This is a genomic window from Microbulbifer maximicatervae (SeqCode) (assembly GCF_052468295.1).
The window spans coordinates 2778406-2797692 of record NZ_CP174340.1 but is presented as its reverse complement, the minus strand read 5'-3'; the positions used below and the strand labels follow the sequence as shown (position 1 = coordinate 2797692).

Annotated in this window: 19 protein-coding genes and 8 tRNA genes; 24 read left to right on the top strand and 3 right to left on the bottom strand. The window is 52.6% G+C overall.

All coding sequences use genetic code 11. From position 1 onward, the window contains the following. Positions 1-47 precede the first annotated feature (47 nt). A complete protein-coding gene (locus tag ACJJIQ_RS12745) occupies positions 48-734 on the bottom strand; it encodes a hypothetical protein (protein WP_108732560.1) in 687 nt (228 codons plus the stop codon). A gap of 293 nt (positions 735-1027) precedes the next feature. Between ACJJIQ_RS12745 and ACJJIQ_RS12740 the strand changes: the two genes are divergently transcribed. Genes ACJJIQ_RS12740 through ACJJIQ_RS12720 form a run of 5 tightly spaced genes read left to right on the top strand, consistent with a single transcriptional unit; the run spans position 1028 to position 5707 of the window. Next, positions 1028-1612, top strand: a complete 585-nt coding sequence (locus ACJJIQ_RS12740; RefSeq protein ID WP_445362081.1) for an elongation factor P hydroxylase — start codon at positions 1028-1030, stop codon at positions 1610-1612. Continuing rightward, positions 1609-2502 carry a 5'-3' exonuclease gene (locus ACJJIQ_RS12735; protein ID WP_413665061.1) on the top strand — a complete coding sequence of 298 codons (894 nt, stop codon included), beginning with the start codon at positions 1609-1611 and terminating at the stop codon, positions 2500-2502. Before ACJJIQ_RS12740 ends, ACJJIQ_RS12735 begins: the two co-directional genes overlap by 4 nt. Beyond that, entirely contained in the window at positions 2499-3620 is a 1122-nt protein-coding gene (locus ACJJIQ_RS12730; protein WP_445362080.1) for a 4-phosphoerythronate dehydrogenase, read from the top strand. The genes ACJJIQ_RS12735 and ACJJIQ_RS12730 overlap by 4 nt, the downstream gene beginning before the upstream one ends. Further along, positions 3611-4762, top strand: coding sequence for an ATP-NAD kinase family protein (locus tag ACJJIQ_RS12725; RefSeq protein WP_445362079.1), 1152 nt, complete (start codon positions 3611-3613; stop codon positions 4760-4762). Before ACJJIQ_RS12730 ends, ACJJIQ_RS12725 begins: the two co-directional genes overlap by 10 nt. Positions 4763-4765: 3 nt before the next feature. Continuing rightward, entirely contained in the window at positions 4766-5707 is a 942-nt protein-coding gene (locus ACJJIQ_RS12720) for a class I SAM-dependent methyltransferase (protein ID WP_413665063.1), read from the top strand. Between the two features lie 34 nt (positions 5708-5741). On the opposite strand, the gene ACJJIQ_RS12715 is transcribed toward ACJJIQ_RS12720, so the two are convergent. Next, complete coding sequence (locus ACJJIQ_RS12715; RefSeq protein WP_445362078.1) at positions 5742-6143, bottom strand: hypothetical protein; 402 nt, start codon at positions 6141-6143, stop codon at positions 5742-5744. Next, positions 6143-7357: a pyridoxal phosphate-dependent aminotransferase gene (locus ACJJIQ_RS12710; RefSeq protein WP_413665065.1), complete on the bottom strand. Its 1215-nt coding sequence runs from the start codon at positions 7355-7357 to the stop codon at positions 6143-6145. The genes ACJJIQ_RS12715 and ACJJIQ_RS12710 overlap by 1 nt, the downstream gene beginning before the upstream one ends. Positions 7358-7543: 186 nt before the next feature. On the opposite strand from ACJJIQ_RS12710, the gene msrB reads away from it, so the two are divergent. From msrB to cyoD, 19 genes are all read left to right on the top strand, one after another. Further along, positions 7544-7960, top strand: coding sequence for a peptide-methionine (R)-S-oxide reductase MsrB (msrB, locus tag ACJJIQ_RS12705; RefSeq protein WP_413665066.1), 417 nt, complete (start codon positions 7544-7546; stop codon positions 7958-7960). Beyond that, the gene (locus ACJJIQ_RS12700; RefSeq protein WP_282933544.1) at positions 7957-8733 is read left to right on the top strand and encodes a DUF1499 domain-containing protein; all 777 of its coding nucleotides are present in this window, start codon (positions 7957-7959) and stop codon (positions 8731-8733) included. Before msrB ends, ACJJIQ_RS12700 begins: the two co-directional genes overlap by 4 nt. Positions 8734-8892: 159 nt before the next feature. After that, a tRNA-Glu gene (locus ACJJIQ_RS12695) sits at positions 8893-8968 on the top strand. 1 nt (position 8969) lies between these two features. Further along, positions 8970-9045, top strand: a tRNA-Gly gene (locus ACJJIQ_RS12690). 118 nt (positions 9046-9163) lie between these two features. Beyond that, positions 9164-9239: transfer RNA gene (locus ACJJIQ_RS12685), tRNA-Glu, on the top strand. A 33-nt stretch (positions 9240-9272) separates the two neighbouring features. Further along, positions 9273-9348, top strand: a tRNA-Gly gene (locus ACJJIQ_RS12680). A 118-nt stretch (positions 9349-9466) separates the two neighbouring features. Beyond that, positions 9467-9542 (top strand) — tRNA-Glu (locus tag ACJJIQ_RS12675). Between the two features lie 33 nt (positions 9543-9575). Continuing rightward, positions 9576-9651: transfer RNA gene (locus tag ACJJIQ_RS12670), tRNA-Gly, on the top strand. A 118-nt stretch (positions 9652-9769) separates the two neighbouring features. Beyond that, positions 9770-9845, top strand: a tRNA-Glu gene (locus ACJJIQ_RS12665). A 33-nt stretch (positions 9846-9878) separates the two neighbouring features. After that, positions 9879-9954, top strand: a tRNA-Gly gene (locus ACJJIQ_RS12660). Between the two features lie 203 nt (positions 9955-10157). Further along, positions 10158-11093: an ABC transporter ATP-binding protein gene (locus tag ACJJIQ_RS12655; RefSeq protein WP_444932706.1), complete on the top strand. Its 936-nt coding sequence runs from the start codon at positions 10158-10160 to the stop codon at positions 11091-11093. Then, a complete protein-coding gene (locus ACJJIQ_RS12650) occupies positions 11090-11863 on the top strand; it encodes an ABC transporter permease (RefSeq protein ID WP_445359999.1) in 774 nt (257 codons plus the stop codon). Before ACJJIQ_RS12655 ends, ACJJIQ_RS12650 begins: the two co-directional genes overlap by 4 nt. Before the next feature lie 8 nt (positions 11864-11871). After that, positions 11872-12702 (top strand): NADPH-dependent 7-cyano-7-deazaguanine reductase QueF, encoded by an 831-nt coding sequence (gene queF / locus ACJJIQ_RS12645; RefSeq protein WP_445364786.1) that lies wholly within the window; start codon positions 11872-11874, stop codon positions 12700-12702. 179 nt (positions 12703-12881) lie between these two features. Further along, complete coding sequence (locus tag ACJJIQ_RS12640; protein ID WP_445364785.1) at positions 12882-14414, top strand: DcaP family trimeric outer membrane transporter; 1533 nt, start codon at positions 12882-12884, stop codon at positions 14412-14414. A 34-nt stretch (positions 14415-14448) separates the two neighbouring features. After that, positions 14449-15030 carry a hypothetical protein gene (locus ACJJIQ_RS12635; RefSeq protein WP_444894406.1) on the top strand — a complete coding sequence of 194 codons (582 nt, stop codon included), beginning with the start codon at positions 14449-14451 and terminating at the stop codon, positions 15028-15030. Between the two features lie 255 nt (positions 15031-15285). Continuing rightward, positions 15286-16251, top strand: a complete 966-nt coding sequence (locus ACJJIQ_RS12630; RefSeq protein ID WP_444912602.1) for a cytochrome c oxidase subunit II — start codon at positions 15286-15288, stop codon at positions 16249-16251. Then, a complete protein-coding gene (locus tag ACJJIQ_RS12625) occupies positions 16248-18323 on the top strand; it encodes a cbb3-type cytochrome c oxidase subunit I (protein ID WP_413665088.1) in 2076 nt (691 codons plus the stop codon). The genes ACJJIQ_RS12630 and ACJJIQ_RS12625 overlap by 4 nt, the downstream gene beginning before the upstream one ends. Further along, positions 18324-18950 carry a cytochrome c oxidase subunit 3 gene (locus ACJJIQ_RS12620; protein ID WP_444894403.1) on the top strand — a complete coding sequence of 209 codons (627 nt, stop codon included), beginning with the start codon at positions 18324-18326 and terminating at the stop codon, positions 18948-18950. Continuing rightward, on the top strand, positions 18943-19263 hold the full coding sequence (cyoD, locus tag ACJJIQ_RS12615) for a cytochrome o ubiquinol oxidase subunit IV (RefSeq protein ID WP_444912603.1): 321 nt from the start codon (positions 18943-18945) through the stop codon (positions 19261-19263). The genes ACJJIQ_RS12620 and cyoD overlap by 8 nt, the downstream gene beginning before the upstream one ends. Positions 19264-19287: the final 24 nt, after the last annotated feature.

Sequence of the window (19287 nt, the reverse complement as noted above, 5' to 3'; positions counted from 1 at the left end):
CATTGGCGGGGGCTGGCACACTCCTGAATATTAAGACCCAACAGTCCCTAGGGAGCTGTCACCAGGGCAGCGATAGCGGCCAGGGCTTCGGGGTCCTCGGATTTAATTTTGTTAGCGATATGGTGTTGGAAAAAGTACCGGAATCCCTCGCTCTCCTGCGCGGGGTACAGGCAGTGATCCCCCGGTAAAACCGGAGTGGTTTCAACGATATCGTGGTCTATTAGCATGCCGTGAATCTCCCCGTCGGCGTGCAACCTCCAGCTGACGACCTCAATCAGTGTCAGGTTCTCGCGCTGTTCATCCATAAACACAGCGTGGGTGCCGATGGTGTCGGGGATCTCCTGGAGTACTTCCTCAGCTTTATTGCTCTCGTATTCAAAGTATTCCGCCGCAGTCTCCAGCTCGACGATCTTGTGAATGGGGGGCTGATGGAAGATTTCCTCGATGCCGGGGTCATAGTAGCCCTCAAAGCGTCCGTCGAGAGGGTCCTTGATGTCGGGACAGGCCACTATGGTGTTTAACCAGGGAACGAGGCCTACGACCTCGCCATTTGCTTTGAGACCCCAGCATAAAACTTTCAGGCTATATAGATCTGTGCCGCTGGAGTTGTTGGAGTAGAGCATTTCCAAGCCGTCTAGCTCCGGCGATAGGCGAATAAAGCGCCTGTCCGCAGAAGTTTCGATGGGCTCGCCGGTGAAGAGGTCAACCACATTGTTGATACTGTGGTCTGTCATGGAACACCTCCTTGCAGGGCCGGTTGTATACCGTCTCCACGTCAGATGAAGGTGCGACAGCGAAATGCCCTACCTCTGAAGGAAGACTGGGGCAGGAGGGTGTTTGATTGCTTTAATTCCCTCCTCGGGGAGACGCTAGAAGGACACGCCCTCTGCGGCATCCCTGTTCCTAAAGGTATATGTTGATTTGCCGAAATACAACCAGCGCCTTTTGCGTCCCGCAAGCGCCTGCGCTTTGATCGGGGCGCAGGCGTTGATATAGTCCCCGCCTTTGAGGTATCCCGGAGAACGCCTTGCCTGTTGCAACCGCAGAAATGGCTTCTGTTCCTACGAAACTGCCAATGGCTGATCGTATCGTCAGAGTCTTCGATCACTGTTTTTCAGACCCAAATGGGCTCAATACCCGACTTCGCGGGGGCTTTTGCGAGCCCTATTACCGGCCCAGGGGGGAAGGTCAAACCTACCACCAGGTAGAGTTCACCCTGGACTATGCGGCCAGCGCTTTGCATGAAGTGGCGCACTGGTGTGTCGCCGGAGAGGCCCGGCGGCAGTTGCCGGATTACGGTTACTGGTATGCGCCGGATGGTCGCAGTGCCGACCAGCAGGCTGAGTTCGAGCAGGTAGAGGTCAAGCCACAGGCCCTTGAGTGGATCTTTGCACGGGCTTGCGGACTCAAGTTCCGCGTGAGCGCCGACAATCTGGAGAATGGATTGGGCGCCAGCGACCCGTTTAAAAAGGCCATCTGGCAGCAAGTTCTGGACTATTGTGATACCCGGCCCAACCCTCGGGCCTGTGCATTCGCCGAAGCCCTGATGAAGGAATTCGGTTGTCCCAATCCTTTTGACCGGGGCAGCTACCAATTGGCGGATCTCTCTTGAATAGTTATCTCATAGACGCATCGGTATATATTTTTCGCTACTACTTTGCGCTGCCGCCCAATTGGGAGAGTCGCAGTGGTTACTCCACTGAAGCCGTTTACGGCTTTACTAACTTCCTGTTGGATATGTTGGCGCGACAACCGGGCTATATTGCCTGCGCCTTCGACGAATCATTGGGAAGCTGTTTTCGCAACGAGATTTACCCAGACTATAAGTGCAGTCGCGCACTGCCCGATGAAGCCCTGGCTTTCCAGCTGGCGGCGTGTCGGGAAATGGCTGAGGTGCTGGGTATTGCCAGCTTTTCCAGTGAGCGCTACGAGGCCGATGACATACTGGCCACATTAACCCGGAAGCTGCACCGGCATAACCCAGTGGTCGTGAGCCGGGACAAGGATCTGGGGCAGCTGCTGGCTCGGGGTGCTGTATCCCTGTGGGATTTTGCCAACGACCGGCACTTGGATGGCGAGGGCGTACGGGAAAAGTTCGGTGTGCGCCCGGAGCAGATTCCCGACTATCTGGCCCTGGTGGGAGACACTAGCGATGATATTCCCGGGATACCCGGCGTTGGCCCAAAGACAGCGGCACGCCTGTTAGAGACATTCGACACTATAGAAATGTTGCTGGAGCAGCTCGATACCCTTGCCACAATGCCCATTCGCGGAGCCAAGGGATTGGTGGCCCGGATAGAGGAATACGAAGAACAGCTGCACCTCGCCAAGCGTCTGACCAGTCTTGAGGAGCGGGTTCCCCTGGATATAAAACTGGCAGATTTGTGCCCACAGCCGGTGGATGTCTATCTGGCCCGTGCCCTGGCGGAGGAATTTGGTATCGGTGGCCTGAGCAAGAAGATTGAACGCACCTTAGCGGGTGTTGATGGAGAACTTACATGACGGATAGCGCTGCACAGAGTGCGGGATTAAAAATTGTTGCCGATGAGAATATTCCTGCGTTGGAGGAGTATTTCGGTGATCTGGGAACGCTGGAGCGCTACCACGGCCGCACCTTGAGCCGAGAACAATTGATTGATGCGGATATTTTGCTGGTGCGCTCGGTCACCCAGGTTGATCAAAGCCTGCTGGAGGGGACCCGGGTGCGCTTTGTTGGTAGCTGCACCATAGGCACTGATCACCTGGATACCCAGTGGTTGGAGCGCAATGAGATCTTCTGGAGCGCCGCGCCTGGCTGTAATGCCAATTCCGTGGTGGAGTATGTTTTCTGCACCCTGGCCGCACTGGAAATTGACTGGCATGGGCGCAGCTTCGGCATAGCGGGCTGCGGAAATGTGGGCGGATTATTGCAGCAGCGCTTGCATGCCCTCGGGGTTTCCTGCGCAGTTTACGATCCCTGGCTACCGGAAAACCCGGATGCGAGTGAGCTGGAAAAGGTGCTGAGCCAGGATATTGTTTGCCTTCACGCACCGCTGGTTAAGGGCGGCACCTACCCCAGTTTCCATATAATTGGAGCAGAGCAGTTGCGCCAGCTCCGCGATGGCAGCGTATTGATTAGCGCTGGCCGGGGTGGGGTGGTAGATAACCGGGCACTGTTGGCGGAAATCCAGCGAGGCAAGCGTTTTACTTCCGTACTGGACGTATGGGAGAACGAACCGGATATCGATATTGAATTATTGCAGCATGTTGACCTGGGGACACCGCATATTGCCGGTTACAGCCTGGATGGGAAGCTGGCTGGCACCCGTATGATTCGCGAGGCCTTGTGCCGGGAACTGGGTATTGCACCCATGTCTGCGGAATGTCAGCCGGCTGTTACCTCTAAAGAGATCAGGGGAGACTCAGCAGAAGAATTACTGTTGCAGATGTACAACCCCCGCGCGGACGATCGCCGCCTGCGCGCGGCTGCAGCAGGTGATGTGCCGATGGAGAAGGCTTTTGATTTGCTGCGTAAAGAGTACCCCGAGCGCTTGGAGTTCAGTCACTACAAAACTTCAGCCCAGACTTTGGGTGACGAAGAGAAGCGGCAACTGGAAGTGTTGGGGTTGGCGTGCAGTTAAGTAAGCAAGTAAAAAAGCTTGGTTTAATTATTAACCCCTGGGCTGGCATTGGCGGCCCGGCAGGTCTCAAGGGGAGCGATGGTGCCGAAACGGTGCAACGCGCGCTGGACGCAGGTATCGAGCCCCAGGCAAATCAGCGTGCGGCGCTGGCCCTTGAGGAGCTAAAACCCTATAAGGATGAGCTGGAAATCCTGTGCTTTGCCGGCGATATGGGGGCCAGTACAGCGCGTAAACTCGGTTTTTCTGTCTGTGAAGTGGGCGTGGCCGAGTGCTCGCCATCCTCCCCGGAAGATACAGAGCGTGCAGCAGCCACTATCCGCAACAATGGTGCAGACCTCATTGTTTTTATTGGCGGTGACGGCACTGCGAGAAATATCGTCAATGCCCTGGGGGATAATTTCCCGGTGCTGGGTATTCCCGCCGGAGTGAAAATGCACTCCGCCTGTTTTGCGATTTCCCCTAAAGCGGGTGGTGAGGTTTTGCGCCGTCTGATGGCGGGGCAGCTGGTGGACCTCGCTGAGCGTGAAGTGCGGGATATTGATGAGCAGTCATTCCGCAGTGGGCGGGTAACCACGCGTTACTACGGCGAGTTGCTGGTGCCCCAGGAAGGCCAGTTTTTACAGGCGGTAAAAAATGCCGGCCGCGAAGTGGAAGAGCTGGCAGTTGCGGATATCGCCGCAGAGATTACCGAAGACCTGGACCCGCAAACCCTGTATGTCGTTGGCCCAGGCTCTACCACTTTGGCAATCCTCAGCGAGTTGGGCTGTGAGGGAACACTGTTGGGGGTGGATTTATTACTGGATGGCCAGTTGTTGCAGCTGGATGTCAGTGCGCCGCAAATTGAACAGGCCATCGCCGATCACAGCGGGCCGGTAAAAATCATTCTCACCGCCATTGGTGGCCAGGGTCATTTAATTGGCCGGGGTAACCAACAATTGTCAGCCAATGTACTGCGGTGCGTTGGGCGCGATAATTTAATCGTGGTTGCGACTAAAACAAAAATTACGGAATTGCATGGGCGCCCGCTATTAATCGATAGCGGTAACCCCAAGCTTGATAAACGGTGGAGTGGTTTTATTCGAGTGGTTACCGGCTACCGGGATGCCATTCTTTATCCACTGAGTAACGGGGATATTGAATAAGCGATGAGTGCAGATTGGCAGTTACTGCTGGAGCAGGTAGAAAATAAACTAGGACAAAATGTTGGCGACAGCCGCCGTTTTTTTCACGGCAGGGGTCGCAGCTATGAGGGCTTGGAGCAGGTCTGCGTCGACAGCTTTTTCCCCGCTTTGTTAGTGACTTTTTTTGAAGAATATGAAAGTGAAGTAGAGCTGTGTGAAAAGCTCTGGCAAATGGCCGAGGCGCGAGGTTATCAGGGGGTCGCTGCGCAGCGACGCTATCTCCCTGGGGCACCTTTACAGTGGCACTTCGGAGAGCCGGTAACAGACCCTGTCGCGCAGCGTGGAGCCCTTAAATTCCCCCTCACATTTGATCGACAAAATGTTGGTTTCTTCCTGGATATTGAGCCGGGCAGGGCCTGGCTTGAAGAGCAGGTACGTGCAAGGGCTGGGCAGGCGTCAGCAAAAATGCTCAATCTTTTCGCTTTCACCTGTGCCTTTTCTGCGGTCGCGCGAGCGGCAGGTGATATCGATATTGTAAATGTGGATGTCAATCGCGGTGTTTTAAATCGCGGACGGGAAAATCACGAGGTTAATGGGCTGTCGCTCAAAGGGGTTCAGTTCCTGCAATTCGATGCACTGCGTCAATTCAAGCGCTTCGACCGTCGCGGCCCCTTTGACCTGGGCATTGTCGATCCGCCGACGCGACAAAAAGGTCGCTTCGATGTCAGTCAGAATTATGAAAAGTTGCTGAGGCAGCTGCCCGCTTGTCTCGCCGCTGAGGCGGATCTGCTGATGGTGATCAACTCGCCCCGGCACAGCGAAGCCCAGTTTAGAGAGTTAATCCTCGGATCTGACAGCGGTTATGAAGTTGTAGCGCGCTTGGAGCAGAACCCGGATTTCCCTGATCGGGACCCGGATGCTGCCTTAAAAATGCTGCACGTTAAATATCGTCGCCAATCCCAGTAATGGCGATTGCCAATGCCGCGCCTTAAGGAGCCCCTTACAGCGCGGCAAACTCCCGCATCAAGCGCTCCATCAGCGCCTGCAACTGGCCTGATGATCCCTCGCGCACAGCGCTGTTGAGCAACTGGGCGTTGCTCTGTCCGGACTCAGCTTCGGCATTAATCATTAGCAGGAAACCCTTGTGGGTTAATACCGCATCCTCCATCGCCTCCTGGCGCACCAGCTGGGAAAAGTTGATATAGCCGCTCTGCTTTAGCCAGGTCATGGACCCCAGGCAGGCTAAATAGCGTGGGGAGTGCAGCCCGTACTCATCCGGTGAGTCGGGGCCGGAAATATCTTCCACGTAAACGGTTGCCGGTACCGGGAATTGATTAAACATTGCCAGCAGTACCCTGCCGGCATCCCGGTAAAAATCGTGAATATGTAAATCGTCCAGCATCAGCAGGAATATCGCTCCAAAAAGTCGCCCAAGCGTTCCATCGCATGCGATAAGTCGTCGGCACGGGGCAGGAAGACAATGCGCAAGTGGTCCGGTGCATCCCAGTGGAAGGCACTGCCTTGAGCCAGTAGTATTTTTTCCTGGCGCAGGAAATCCAGCACCAGCTGCTCGTCATTTTCGATCTTATGATGATCCAGATGCAGCTTGGGAAACAAGTAGATAGCACCACTAGGTTTGACACAGCTCACACCGGGAATGTCATTGAGCATGCGGTGGGCCATATCTCGCTGTTGGCGCAGGCGCCCGCCGGGCAGGACCAAATCGTTAATACTCTGGTAGCCACCGAGAGCGGTTTGTACTGCGAACATGGCGGGTACATTGCCGCACAGGCGCATAGAGGCGAGTATTTCCATCCCCTGGATAAAGCCCTTGGCCCTGTGTTTGGTGCCGCTGATAACCATCCAGCCAGAGCGGAAGCCGGCCAGGCGGTAGGACTTGGAAAGGCCGTTAAAACTCAGGCAGAGCACGTCCGGGGCCAGTTTGGCCATCGGGGTAAATTCCGCATCGTCGTAGAGAATCTTGCTATAAATCTCATCGGCGAAGATCACCAGGTTGTGACTGCGGGCAACCTCGACAATATCCTCCAGTAGTTCCCGGGGATAAACGGCGCCAGTGGGGTTATTGGGATTGATAACCACTATGCCGCGGGTTTTTGAAGTGATTTTTGTTTTGATATCCTCAATATCAGGCAGCCATCCGGACTCCTCATCGCAGCGATAGAGAACCGGCTTGGCACCGGTGAGGTTGGTGGCGGCCATCCACAGGGGGTAGTTGGGCATTGGCAACAGCATTTCGTCGCCATTGTTGAGAAGGGCCTGGGTGCTCATGGAGATCAGTTCGGAGACGCCGTTGCCCAGGTAAATATCGTTAATCTCGACGCCTGGGATACCCAGGGTCTGGCACTCTTGCATAATGGCCTTACGCGCAGCGAAGAGCCCTTTGGACTCGACGTAGCCCTGTGCCTCAGAGAGATTGTGAATGACGTCTTGGATAATCTCGTCGGGGGCGTTAAAACCGAAGGGGGCAGGGTTGCCAATATTCAGCTTGAGGATGCGGTGGCCTTCCTCTTCCATGCGCTGGGCCTGCTCCATCACGGGGCCGCGAATTTCGTAGCAGACGCCGTGCAGTTTTTCTGATTTATTGATGTCCTTCATGGTGACCTGGAAGCTCTATTGCAGAGCAGGAGCGGCCCAGGGCCGCGAGTTCAGTGCGCGAAAACCGGGTAATGTCCACCAGCGGTAGGTACCACTCCTGCGGGAAACCGGGAACCGATACATATAGACATTGCCACAAAGTGACGCCTGACCGGAAACCCCAATTGATTACGGAAACACTAGAGTATGTCAAAACAGATGGATGAGAACTACTGGCGGGATAAGCTTACAGATGAGGAGTTTGAGGTCTGCCGGGAAGGTGGGACAGAGGCGCCGTTTAGCGGCGAATATTGGGATGTTTTTGACGATGGCGTCTATCGTTGTCGTTGCTGTGGCGAGGTTTTATTCGGCTCGCAGTCAAAATTTGAGAGCGGGTGTGGCTGGCCCAGCTTTGATGCAGAGCATTATGAAGGGGCGGTGAAGGAGCTGCCTGACAGCAGCTACGGTATGCAGCGTGTAGAGATTCGCTGCAGTAAGTGCGATGCCCATCTCGGTCATGTGTTCGACGATGGTCCCACCGATACGGGACTTCGCTACTGTGTGAACTCTCTATCGGTGAAGCTGGACCAGGGCAGTGATGAAACGGAGGATGACACTGAGTGACGGAATCACACTGGAGTAATTGGCTATTGCGGGTGCAGTGGATTCTGTTACTGCTGATTGTCCTTGCGGCTGCCGCTTTGCGTTACGGGTTGCTGCACTTCTCTGTGGTTTTCAAAATATTTGTGTTTTCTGGCGGTGCAGCCTTGGCAATTGCGCTACTGAGCCTGTTTGTTTTTGTCTGGGGAGTGAGCAAGAGCAAGCCGTTGGTGCGCAGCAATGCTCTGTGGGCGGCGTTGCTCGGACTGCTGCCGGTGGCAATACCTCTGGTAACCGTAGGCAAGGGCAACTTCGATGTGCCAAGAATTCACGACATCAGTACCGATACCCGCAATCCCCCCCAGTATCAAGAGGTATTGAAGTTGCGCCAGAAAGGCGATAATAGTGCCGAATACGGTGGAGAGAAGGTGGCCGAATTGCAGCGGGAGGCAGATATATATGCCGATATAATGCCGTTGCACGTGGACTTCCCGATAGCTCGTACCACTGAGATCGCTGCTGAAGTGGCCGAAGACCTGGGCTGGAAAGTGGTTTCCTATGAGCCTCAGCGGGGCCACCTGGAGGCTGTAGCGAAAACACCGATCCTCGGTTTTACGGACGATATCGTTGTACGGGTCAGCGCTGACGTGGGTGGTGGCTCCAAAGTCGATGTGCGTTCCAGCTCCCGAGTCGGGGTCAGTGACTTAGGTACCAATGCGAAGCGTATCCGCCAATTTCTGGAAGAGTTGCACCTGCACGCGCTGGTGCTCGAGGGAACTGGCACAGAGCGGTACTAGAATGCACTCCAGAAATGGCTGGGTTTTGTAAGTGTCTGACAACAAAAGAAAAAAAATCAAAAAGAGTGTTGACAGGTTTAGCGGTGATCCATAGAATGCGCCCCACTTCTGACGCAGGGCTACACTCAAAGGTGGAGCGAAACGACAGAAGGTTTCTGGGTCCCCATCGTCTAGAGGCCTAGGACACCGCCCTTTCACGGCGGTAACAGGGGTTCGACTCCCCTTGGGGATGCCACGCGGGAATAGCTCAGTTGGTAGAGCGCAACCTTGCCAAGGTTGAGGTCGCCGGTTCGAACCCGGTTTCCCGCTCCAAATTTCCGCTTTGCGAGATGATCTCTAGTCAACTCGGAAAGCACGCCACCGAGAAATCAGTGGCATCGCCATGGACAGCATGGCAGCACCGGATCGAAAGGTCGAAGTGCAAGTTTCTGTCCCCATCGTCTAGAGGCCTAGGACACCGCCCTTTCACGGCGGTAACAGGGGTTCGACTCCCCTTGGGGATGCCAATACGACCCGGTAGCAATGCTACCGGGTCAATTGCGGGAATAGCTCAGTTGGTAGAGCGCAACCTTGCCAAGGTTGAGGTCGCCGGTTCGAACCCGGTTTCCCGCTCCAATTTTCTGCTTTGCGAGATGATCTCTAGTCAACTCGGAGAGCACGCCACCGAGAAATCAGTGGCATTGCCATGGACAGCATGGCAGCACCGGATCGAAAGGTCGAAGTGCAAGTTTCTGTCCCCATCGTCTAGAGGCCTAGGACACCGCCCTTTCACGGCGGTAACAGGGGTTCGACTCCCCTTGGGGATGCCAATACGACCCGGTAGCAATGCTACCGGGTCAATTGCGGGAATAGCTCAGTTGGTAGAGCGCAACCTTGCCAAGGTTGAGGTCGCCGGTTCGAACCCGGTTTCCCGCTCCAATTTTCTGCTTTGCGAGGTGATCTCTAGTCAACTCGGAGAGCACGCCACCGAGAAATCAGTGGCATTGCCATGGGCAGCATGGCAGCACCGGATCGCAAGGTCGAAGTGCAAGTTTCTGTCCCCATCGTCTAGAGGCCTAGGACACCGCCCTTTCACGGCGGTAACAGGGGTTCGACTCCCCTTGGGGATGCCAATACGACCCGGTAGCAATGCTACCGGGTCAATTGCGGGAATAGCTCAGTTGGTAGAGCGCAACCTTGCCAAGGTTGAGGTCGCCGGTTCGAACCCGGTTTCCCGCTCCAAAAATAAAAAGCCGCTCAATCGAGCGGCTTTTTGTTTTTCCGATATAGTAATTCTTATCTTCTGCACGGTTACTTTTGCCCGGGACTCCTGCAAGTTCCGGTTCATCCCACCAAGTGACGTGTATGAAAAACCCTAGCTCCCCTCAGGTTGAAATTATTCGGGCAAGCGCGTTGAATAACGCTCCCCACTATAGGAGTGCAAAATGAGCGCTGCGCTATCGATCCATAACTTACAGAAAACCTACGACAATGGTTTCCAGGCCCTGAAAGGCATCAGTTTTGACGTGCAGCCGGGAGACTTCTTTGCGCTGCTGGGTCCCAATGGGGCGGGGAAGTCCACCACAATCGGTATCATCTGTTCCCTTGTGCGCAAAAGCGGTGGCTCAGTGTCGATTTTTGGTGAGGATATCGACGTCGATTTTGCTGCGGCCAAGCGCCTGTTAGGTGTTGTGCCACAAGAATTTAACTTCAGCCAGTTTGAGAAAGTGTTCGACATTGTCGTTACCCAGGGCGGTTTTTACGGTATGCCGCGCAAACTGGCTGAAGAACGCACTGAGAAATACCTAAAACAGTTGGGTCTGTGGGATAAACGCGCTACCCAGGCGCGCATGCTCTCCGGCGGTATGAAGCGCAGATTGATGATTGCCCGCGCGCTGATTCACGAACCGAAGTTGCTGATTCTGGATGAACCCACAGCCGGAGTGGATATAGAGCTGCGGCGTTCCATGTGGAGTTTCCTGGAAAAAATAAACCAGCAGGGCACCACAATTATCCTCACCACCCACTACCTGGAGGAAGCCGAGAGCCTCTGTCGCAATATAGCGATAATCGACAAGGGCGCTATTGTCGAGAACACTTCGATAAAGTCACTGCTGAAAACCCTGAACCGGGAAACCTTTATCCTGGATTGCGCGGAATTTTTCACTGAGTGCCCGGACTTGTCCGGTTATGAAGGGCGTTTGCGGGACAATCACTCACTGGAAGTCACTATTGAAAAGGGGCAATCTCTGACCGAGGTATTTGCGTCATTGCAGCGGCAGGGCATCACAGTTACCAGTATGCGAAATCGCGCTAATCGCTTGGAGGAATTGTTCCTGTCCATGTTGTCGGAAGAAAAAATGTCGGGGCTAGAAGAGTGAAGGGCAGATTAATCTGGATATCATTCAGCACTATTTACCGTCGGGAAGTCCGGCGCTTTATGCGTATATGGCCACAGACCCTGGTACCGCCGGTAATCACTATGTCACTGTACTTTGTGATCTTTGGCTCCCTGATTGGTCGGCGAATCGGTGATATGGGGGGGTATCCGTATATCGAGTTTGTTGTACCGGGTTTGATCATGATGTCGGTGATTACCAACTCCTATGCCAACGTAGTTTCGTCTTTTTACAGCGCTAAATTTCAGCGCAGTGTGGAGGAGCTTTTGGTCTCGCCAACGCCGAATTGGGTGATTATGGCGGGCTATGTTCTCGGTGGTGTGTCACGGGGATTAATGGTGGGGTTGATAGTGACTCTCGTAGCGATGTTTTTTACCTCGCTGACGGTAGAGCACGTCTTTGTCACGGTAGCGATTGTATTTTTGACGGCGGTGCTGTTTTCCCTGGCCGGGTTTATCAATGCTATTTTTGCCAATAGTTTTGATGCTATCTCTATTATTCCGACCTTTGTATTAACTCCCCTCACATACTTGGGAGGCGTGTTTTACTCTATCGACCTGCTGTCGCCTTTTTGGCAGGGGTTGTCGAAATTGAACCCAATTCTTTATATGGTGAACTCCTTCCGTTACGGCATTTTGGGTGTTTCCGATATTAGTGTTGTCGGGGCATTTTTGGGCGTCCTGGTATTTATTGCGCTTTTGGCATCCTGGGCCATTTATCTGATGAGCCACGGTAAGCGACTGAGACATTGAGCAAATTTATGACAAGAGAAGACTGGCGAAACCTCCCCCTGGGGCAGGAGACCACCTACGAATCCACTTACAACCCCGAGTTGCTCCATCCAATTCAGCGCTCTGTATCCCGAGCCCAGTTGGGGCTCTCTGCCGGCGCAATGCCTTTCTTTGGAGAGGATGAATGGTGGGGTTTTGAGCTTTCCTGGCTGAACCCCAGGGGCAAACCACAGGTGGCGGTGGCTCGTTTTAGTTTTCCTGCGGAAAGCCCCTGCATGGTGGAGTCAAAATCCTTCAAACTGTATTTAAACTCTTTCAACCAGAGCAAGTTTGAATCCTGGAGATTGGTACAGGATGCCCTGGTGCGGGACCTCTCTGCAGCGGCGGGGGCAAATGTCGGCGTTACCCTGATGGATGTGGAAGATGCAGCGCTGGCAGTTGAGAAGCCAGAGGGCTACTGTCTGGATCATCTCGATATAGAAGTGAATAATTACGAGCCGGACCCCGCACTCCTCGCCCTCGAAGGCGGTGAGGAAGATGTGAGTGAGGTTCTTTATAGCCACTTGCTGCGCAGTAATTGTCCGGTAACGGGACAACCGGATTGGGCGACAGTGGTTGTGGACTATAAAGGGCCGGCACTGAAGCGAGAGGCACTGTTGGCTTATATTGTCTCCTTCCGCGAACACCAGGATTTTCACGAGCACTGTGTCGAGCGTATCTTTTGCGACTTGCAACAGTTGGCGGAATTTACCGAGTTAACTGTATGTGCTCGCTATACCCGTCGTGGCGGCTTGGATATTAATCCGCTGAGATCGACTCGCATTGAGAAACGTATGCCTTCGCGTTTTGCCCGTCAGTAATTTCCTTTCTTAAGTACCACCGGAGTCTCCGGTGGTACGGCCCTTCAATATCACTCTTTTTCTAAGGCCGACCTGGGTTGGCGCTGCGGTCTCTTAAGCTACGCTTTCCAGATAGGCCGGGGAAACCGACAGTGCAGTTGTGTTGGCCGCCCCACAGGAGGTGGAGTTGAGGCTGACAGATGGAGATTAATACGCAGTCCCCAGTAATTCCTGCCGTAGTAATCGGTTTTGCCCCACTTCTTTTTTCCCAATCCTCCACTGCAGAAGTTTATGTTAAAGCTGATGATCTGATACGGGTGATTGAGGCCCAGCAACAGCAGCTGGAAGAGCAGCAGGCCCAGATTCAGCAACAACAGGCAGACCTAGAAGCCCTGCGTCGGCAAATTGAGCAAATGCAACGGGCACCACCATCCCGACCGTCTCTGGAAGTAACTCCTGTACAGCCCGTTGAAGCACCGGTGAGCAAGGAGGATATGAATGATTTACAGCGACAGATTGAGGAAATACGCCAGGAAGTTCCACCTGGTTCGCTGCCTCCGCCGCGGGCCCAGTCTGATCAGGCGGTACCTGACCCCAGTGACATCGAAGATGTGATTGCCAATGCGACAACGGAGTGGCCTGGCTCCATTCCCTTGTTGGGAAATACCATGAAGGCGAAGATCAGTGGCTTTGCGGACTTGGATGTCAATTATGATACCGACGCGATCATCAGCCCCGCACAATTTGTACCTGCCGATATTGTGACTTTCGACAAAACGGCTGCAGAGGGAGCGGACGGGCAGACAGAATTTACCGTGCAGACCTCCAGGTTGGTATTTGAGACCCTGCAGCACTGGGAGGGACGTGAATTTAAAACCCTGATTTCGATGGACTTCCTGCAGGACTCCAGTGTTACCACTCCCAACCCCCGTATGCGCAAAGCTTATGGAGAAGTGAGTAATGCGCTTTGGGGGGGCAGTATTCTTGTGGGGCAGCAGTGGTCAACATTCGCGAACTTGGAAGCGGTCCCCAATACTCTGGATTTCCAGGGGCCTAATTCGGCATTTGGCTTGCGCCATTCAATGGTCCGATGGATTAAGAGGTACGGGCCACAGTATTACTTTCAGGTGGCTATTGAAGCGCCAGATTCACAAATATTCGAGGATGCAACCGAGGTTGCACGCTGGCCTGATGCGGTATTTGCGCTGGAGTCGGACTTGCCTAGGTCCCAGGTACAAGCGGGTTTGGTATTAAGGGATTTGCGCGCGAGTGGCGATCCGGATTCAGCCGTATCGACCACCGGCTGGGGATTAAATTTAAGCGGCACTTTCAATATGCCCGGCGTACTTTCCAAGGATGTCCTTTATTACTCTTTGTCCGTCGGTGCGGGATATAGCGGTCTACTTAATGACGCGCCACCAGATGCAGCTTATGATTTTTTTGATAACTCCGTAGAGGCACTAAACACTACAGCCTGGTATCTGGGGTACCAGCACTGGTGGACTCCTTGCCTGTATACCGTAGCGACCTACGGCAGGGTAAGGCAGGATAATCTGGACTTCCAACCCGGTGAGGCCTACAAAGCAACCCAATACCGCAGTATCAATATTGTCTGGTTACCCTTTCCCCGTTGGTTGACTGGAATCGAGGTGCTCTACGGCGCTCGCAAAGACAAAGATGGAGATAGGGGTTCTTTGGTGCGGACACAATTTACGACCCGAATGACATTTTAAGAAAGTAAAGTGTTTAAACGAGGTGTTCAGGTATATGCGAGTCAAACGAGAGAAGCTATTTCAAGCACGAGTTATTCGGTTGTTATGCAGCCTTTCAGTGATTTCTCTTCTGCTCGGATGGACTTCAGCCAGTACCGTGGTTACGCGGGTATGGCAGTCCCCATATATTGGTATTCAAAGCTTAGGAAAAACCCTGGTACTCGCATATACCCTGGTACCGAGGCCGATAGTCGGTGGGCAGGTAGAAAGGGAGTGGGTCATGCAACTGCAGGATACGGGTATTGATGCGCATTCCTGGAGTGCTCTCGGGGCAATAACTGGTGTTCCCTCAATGGGGGAGATTGCACCTTTACTCCGGGAGAGAGGATTTGACACTTTATTGGTTACCCAATTATTGGCATTAAAACGGATCAACCCGAATATCCGCAACTCCCAGGTTGCTGTTGTGGAGACACGTCTATATTCGGCGCCTAGTGACGAAGTTTATTGGTCGGTTCAGTCGGATACTTTTTTATACAAGTATTCAGGGGAGGAGCTGCGCCATCCCAATGAGAGAGATTTACGCGAGTTTGTAGAGGTGATGATTCGCACTATGTCTGGCAATGGCGTTTTATAGCCGCTAATTTATCGTGATTTTTATCGAACCTTTCTCCAGGGCAATAGAACTGTTGTATTCAGCTATTCTGGTGAGACAAACCGTTGATGGGCCTATCAAAGAGTGCGCGTTCAATGGTTCGAAAAGGAATTCAAAGCGTTAGCAGGAATAGATGCCGGCTAACTACTTTTGGCGGTAGGCTTTACCATGGATTGGAATCTAAAAGCCCCTGTGGTTTTTTGGCGTGTGTGTCTAAGGTACTGGAGATGTGTTGATGTGCACGCTCCACGATTATTGTTTATTCTGCCCGTTTTTCTCTCAATTTTATTAATCCCCTATTCAGCCAGTGCTTCTGAAACTTTTCTGATGCCGTTGGGACCAGTGGCAGAGGAGCAGAAAGTACACTTCTTTTGGGCTATGGCACTCACCATGGTTGCTGTTCTCCCGGTATTCATCCTGGTGCCAGTAATCCTCTTTAAATACCGAAGAAAAAAAGGTCATGGATTCTATGCGCCAAAATGGGAAACCTATGGTCCGCTCGAAGTCATTATGTGGGGTGTGCCATTCCTGGTCATAATTGTGCTGTCAGTGATGCTCTGGCGTGCAACGGCGCGGCTCGATCCCTACAAGGAAATACAGGGCGTTGTACCCCCGGTAAAAGTGCAGGTGGTGGGGCTCGACTGGAAGTGGTTATTTATCTATCCGGAGCTGGATATTGCAACAGTCGGTGAATTGGTTGTACCGGTACACACTCCAGTCTCCATGATATTAACCAGCGATACGGTAATGCAGTCGTTCTTTATTTCTGCATTGGCTGGGCAGATCTATGTGATGCCGGGTATGACGACAAAGCTCAATTTTATCGGTACAAAAACTGGCGACACCAGAGGGGAGAATACCCAATACACCGGCAATGGTTTTGTCGACCAGAATTTTGCAGTCAAGGTTGTGACTGATGAGGACTTTGAAACCTGGGTAAAGCAAGTACGGACGGGTGGGATTGTCCTGAGTCCAGAAAATTATAACCGCCTGGCACAGCGAAACACCAAAAAACAAGCATACAAAGTCTTGGGAAATAGCAAGATGCCAGAAAATACACTGTATTTTAACTTGCCGGGCACAGACCTTTTTCACGAAATAGTAATGCGTTATCACTCCGGTAAACCGCTGAGCATCGAAGAGCAGCCCGGCACCCGAAAATTCGGCCGGGGCGAGGATGATGCCGAGGGAGCGCAGCCATGAACAATTTGGATTACGGTTGGCTGGGTAAGCTCAATTGGGATTCTCTGGTGTTTAGCGGGTTTCTTGAGCGGCCCTCAGTCAGTGAGGCCGTTGCCAGTGTGGCGGGCTCGATAGTAATACTGGCAACAGTGGGAATCCTGTTTTTATTGACCTGGTTTAAAGTCTGGGGAACACTCTGGCGGGATTGGTTGACCAGCACTGATCACAAAAGAATCGGCATTATGTATATCGCTTTTGCGATCGTGATGTTGGTTCGAGGGTTGCTGGAGGGGATGGTAATGCGTGCTCAGCAAGCCGCCGCACCGGAAGGCTTCCTCTATGCAGATCACTTTGCCCAGTTGTTCAGTACACACGGCACCATAATGGTGTTTTTTGTGGCAGTTCCGTTTTTGGTGGGCCTTATTAATTTCGCTATGCCGCTGCAGATTGGTGCCCGTGATGTGGCCTTCCCGGTACTTAATCAAATCAGCCTGGCGGTGACAGTTTCCTCCGGTATTTTGTTGATGGTCTCTCTGGTGGTGGGGCAGTTTTCTACTGGGGGTTGGTCGGCTTATCCGCCTTATACGGGGGCGGATTTTAGCCCTGGGGTTGGGCCTGACTACTGGATATGGGCGATCGTATTTTCTGGGGCGGGGACGACATTAACGGGGATTAATTTCACCGTCACCGTGTATAAATGCCGTGGTCCAGGAATGCACCTATTCCGTATGCCACTGTTTTGTTGGACCGTACTCTGTGCCTCCATTCTAATGATTTTCGCAATGCCACCTCTCAGCGTTGCCGCACTGATGTTGGGCTTGGATCGCTACCTGGATTTCCACTTCTTCACCAATGACCTCGGTGGAAATATGATGAACTATGCCAATTTGTTTTGGCTCTTTGGTCACCCTGAGGTCTATCTGTTGGTGTTGCCAGCCTATGGTATTTTCTCCGAGGTCTTTTCTACCTATTCGGCCAAAACCCTGTACGGCTATAAATCCCTGGTGATTGCCACCATGTGTATTGCGATCCTGTCCTTTACTGTGTGGTTACATCACTTTTTTACCATGGGGCAGAGTCCGACGATCAATATTGCCTTTGGTATAGCGACTATGCTGATCGCGGTGCCGACCGGAGTGAAAGTTTACGACTGGATGGCGACCATGTATCGCGGTCGAATACGTTTTACCACTCCAATGGTTTATGCCATCGGATTTTTAATCCTGTTTGTGATTGGTGGCCTCTCCGGCGTTATCCTGGCTAACCCCACTGTCGATTTCCAAGTGCACAATACACTGTTCTTGGTGGCGCATTTCCACAATGTTCTGATACCCGGCGTGTTGTTTGGAATTTTGGCAGGGTACAACTACTGGTTCCCCAAAGCATTTGGTTTCCGCCTTAATGATAAATGGGGTAAACGCTCAGCCTATCTCTGGTTTGCAGGATTTATGGTGACATTCTTCCCGCTCTATGGCGCCGGCTTATTGGGGATGCCAAGACGATCATTCAGCTATGCCGATCTCACATTCAAGCCGTACATGATCGTTGCTTTTATCGGCGCAATGATTGTTCTGGCGGCGTTAATTTCGCTGGTTATTCAATTTATCGTAAGCATCAGGGACCGAAAGAAAACCCAGGTTCCTGTGGGTGATCCTTGGGATGGACGCTCCTTGGAGTGGAACTCTCCCGCTCCAGTACCGGCTTATAACTTTGTTGAAATACCCAAGGTTACTGATCGGGATGCATTTACTGAGGCTAAGGAGCACGGTGAAGCCTATAAGCGGCCTAAAGTCTATCGAGACATAGAGCTCCCTAAAAATAATCCTCTCGGATTTATTTTGTGCGTTGTCAGTGGAATTTTGATGTTTGCCCTGGTTTGGTACATCTGGTGGCTTGCACTGATCTCCGCATTAACCATTTTGGTTGCAGTTATCGCGGCCACCTTCCGCAAAGAAACGGAATATATTATTCCTGCCAGTCAGTTAGAGAAGGATACGGAAGCTTGGTTGGCCTTGGTCGAGAAGAGCGAGGCAGTGAGCCGGGACCTGGAAGATTCCCCGCGAAATGTCGGCCTTGCGAAGCTGGAGATCTAAATGAATCCCGTCTCTTCACCGAAAAGCCCGGGCAGTATCAATCCCCACGAAGCCATCCACAGAGATCCCGATATGGTGATCTTTGGCTTCTGGGTCTTCATGATGAGCGACCTGATTTTCTTTGGGGTGGTATTTGCGATTTATATCACCATGGTGGGCGCTACCGCCGGAGGGCCGGGCCCGAAAGAGCTTTTTGATTTCGGCAGCTTGTTCGCCCAAACGATGCTTCTTCTAACCAGTAGCCTCACTGCGGGTATTGCGACAGTTATTGTTAAGCATGAACGCAGTCGCGCTGCCTTTCTATTTTGGGTGGTGATAACCCTGTTGCTGGGCATGGGTTTCCTGGCATTGGAGCTGTACGACTTTGCCGGGATGGCCGAGAAGGGAGGGGTGCCACAGCGCAGTGGTTACCTGTCAGCATTTTTTGGTTTAGTGCCCTTGCACGGTCTCCATGTCACTTTCGGCTGTCTATGGATGATCGTTTTGATCGTTCAGGTTTTCACTATGGGGTTGGGGGATGTCGTAAAGCTGCGCTTTCTGCGCCTGGCATTATTCTGGCATTTCCTCGATTTGATTTGGATCGGAATTTTTTCCGTGGTTTATTTCGGTGGCTGGGTCTATGGCTAAAGAACCGACTTTTGCACAACACCTGCGGCTGTATATCACAGGTTATATCCTGTCTATTGTACTCACTCTTGCGGCTTTTGCCGCAGTGCTGACGATCGGAAGGGAGAATAAAAGTGTCTTGATTCTCGTTGCGTTACTAGGGGTTGCGCAACTGGTAGTGCAATTAAAATATTTCTTGAACGTAACGACCCAACGGGACCGGAGGGATAACCTGGCGTTAATTCTTTTCTCTAGCTTAATTCTTTTGATTATTGTGTTGGGTACAGTCTGGATTATGGGGAACCTGGCGGTGCGTATGCATACTACTATGTAGCGTTTTACGCTTACGCACCTTTTA